This window comes from Bradyrhizobium sp. (assembly GCF_030654605.1).
Lineage (GTDB): Bacteria > Pseudomonadota > Alphaproteobacteria > Rhizobiales > Xanthobacteraceae > Bradyrhizobium.
Genome location: NZ_JAURXB010000240.1, coordinates 1 through 2,392, shown reverse-complemented (window position 1 = coordinate 2,392; position 2,392 = coordinate 1). Strand labels below are relative to the sequence as shown.

2 protein-coding genes are annotated in these 2,392 nt (G+C 64.1%); one reads left to right on the top strand and one right to left on the bottom strand.

The annotated features are described in order from the left end of the window. Positions 1-475: enolase C-terminal domain-like protein (locus tag Q7U29_RS21695; RefSeq protein ID WP_304744657.1), on the top strand; the 475-nt coding region annotated here is incomplete at its 5' end. Positions 476-627: 152 nt separating this feature from the next. Here the strand turns inward: Q7U29_RS21695 and Q7U29_RS21690 are convergent. Next, positions 628-1,983: a malonyl-CoA decarboxylase gene (locus Q7U29_RS21690; protein WP_304744655.1), complete on the bottom strand. Its 1,356-nt coding sequence runs from the start codon at positions 1,981-1,983 to the stop codon at positions 628-630. Positions 1,984-2,392: the final 409 nt, after the last annotated feature.

The window sequence follows — 2,392 nt, the reverse complement described above, 5'->3', positions numbered from 1 at the left end:
CTATCCGCTGTTCTGGTACGAGGAGGCCGGCGATCCGCTCGATTTCCAGCTGCAGGCGGCACTGGCGGAATTCTATCCGGGGCCGATGGCGACGGGCGAGAACCTGTTCAGCCATCAGGACGCCCGCAACCTCGTTCGCTATGGCGGCATGCGGCCCGACCGCGACTGGCTGCAATTCGACTGCGCGCTGTCCTACGGGCTGTGCGAATACCAGCGCACGCTCGCCGTGCTGCAGATTCAGGGCTGGTCGGCGAGCCGCTGCATTCCCCATGGCGGCCACCAGATGTCGCTGAACATCGCGGCCGGACTCGGGCTCGGCGGCAATGAGAGCTATCCCGATCTGTTCCAGCCCTATGGCGGGTTTCCGGACGGCGTGCGCGTCGAGAACGGGCATATCACCATGCCGGATCTGCCGGGCATCGGCTTCGAGGGGAAGAGCGATCTCTACAAGGAGATGAAGGCGCTGGCGGGGTGAAGAGTCCTCCGGCGTTTCAATGTCATTGCGAGGAGCGCTTGCGACGAAGCAATCCAGCTTCGTTCCTGGCGCGGATAGATGGATTGCTTCGCTGAGCCTGTCATCGGGCGCGCATTCGCGCGACCCGTTGGCTCGAAATGACGTTGAGAGAGCTACGACAGCCGCATATCCAGCAGCCGCCGCCCTTCGCCCTTCAGCAGCTTCTTAACCGCACTCGAAGCGATCACCTCGCCGTGGTTGGCGTAGGCCTCGTGGTTCTTCTCGATGTCCTCGAGCCGGTAGAGATAGTTGACCATGATGCCCGCGGATTCGCGCAGGCCCTTGGGCGAGAGATCGCCGAGCCAGTCGATCCGCTCCAGCCGGGCGCCATTGCCGAGATGGAATCGCGCCACCGAATCGATCATCCGGCCTTTTGCGGTGCGGGCCTTCAGGAAATAATGCGCGGCCAGCGGCTCCAGCACCGCGCGCATTTTTGGCGCCAGCTCCGCATCCTCGAACCAGCCGGATTTGTCGAGGTTTTCGAGCAGCGCCCGCTCCTCGTCGGACACCGGGACGTCGCTCGCCTGCTTCAGCCACGCGACAAAACCGGGCACCGGCGACAGCGTGACGAAATTCTCCAGCTTCGGCAGTTCGCGGCGCAATTCCTCGACCACCTGCTTGATCAGGAAACTGCCGAACGAAATGCCGCCGAGGCCCTTCTGGGTGTTGGAGATCGAATAGAACACCGCGGTGCGGGCGCGCTCGGTCGGCACCAGCGCCCGGTCTTCGGCGAGCAGCGGCGCGATCGCCGCTGGAATGGTTTCGGTCAGCGCCACCTCGACGAAAATCAGGGGCTCGTCGACCAGGGCTGGATGAAAGAACGCGTAACAGCGCCGGTCGACCGGATCGATGCGGCGGCGCAGATCGTCCCAGTCGCGGATCTCGTGCACCGCCTCGTAGCGGATGATCTGTTCCAGAATGTTCGCTGGCGTCTGCCAATCGATCCTGCGCAGCACGAGAAATCCCCTGTTGAACCATGATGACAAAAGATGCACGACGTCGCGGTCGAGCGCGGCCAGATCGCGGTGCCCGTTCATCAGGCCGAGCAGGTCGGCCCGCAACGCCACCAATTCGCTGGTGCCGCCGGGCGCGCGGTTCAGCCGCCGGATCAGTTCCTGCCGCCGCGGCTCCGAGGCAAAATGCAGGTCGCTGGCGTCCTCGTCGGACGGCTGCGCGCGCCAGGCCTCGATCGCCTGCGACAGCCGTTCGCGGTCCGGCCCATAGCCGCGCGCCAGCGTCTCGAAGAATGCCAGCCGGCCGGCCTCGTCGAGTTGGCGATAGCGGTCGAGCACCTCGCGCGCGATCGCGATGCCGGAAGCCTCGCCACGGCCCGACAGCAGCGCCTCGCACAATTCGATCAGCTCGGAAGCATCCTGTTTCGCATCCGGCGCCCCGCCGCGGCGAAGCAACGTGCGGCCGCGCTCGGAAATCGAGGCGAGAAGGTCGGAGAAGAAGGCGTTGCTGCTCATGGCGGGCGGTCGAATCCTGATTGAATGCGAATGCTACACGGGATTTATGACACAGGGGATCACAATCAAGCGGGGGTGGGTGCGTAATAAGGCGGCATAGTGGCAGGAGCAGAAATGCTGCGATGGGGTGCCGATCCACCCTCAATTGTCATCCCCGCGCAGGCGGGGATCCAGTACGCCGTGCCATCTCGGTTCTATCATCGCCGCCTCTGGAATACTGGGTCGCCCGCTTTCGCGGGCGATGACAAGCGGCGGAATCAAACACACCTTCGCGATCTCGCGGCGCATGTCGCCCGAGGTTTGCCCGTTAACGTCACGCCCTCTTTTATCAAAGGGCGCAGGGAAAGCCGGATGCGCGCTGCACCCGCGGTCTCGTGTGCAAAAGTTGCACGAAAAGCGCACACGAGCA

What these genes read in the sequence shown, in the direction of transcription:
- Q7U29_RS21690 (WP_304744655.1), bottom strand. Translation starts at nt 1,983, where the DNA reads ATGAGCAGCAACGCCTTCTTCTCCGACCTTCTCGCCTCGATTTCCGAG.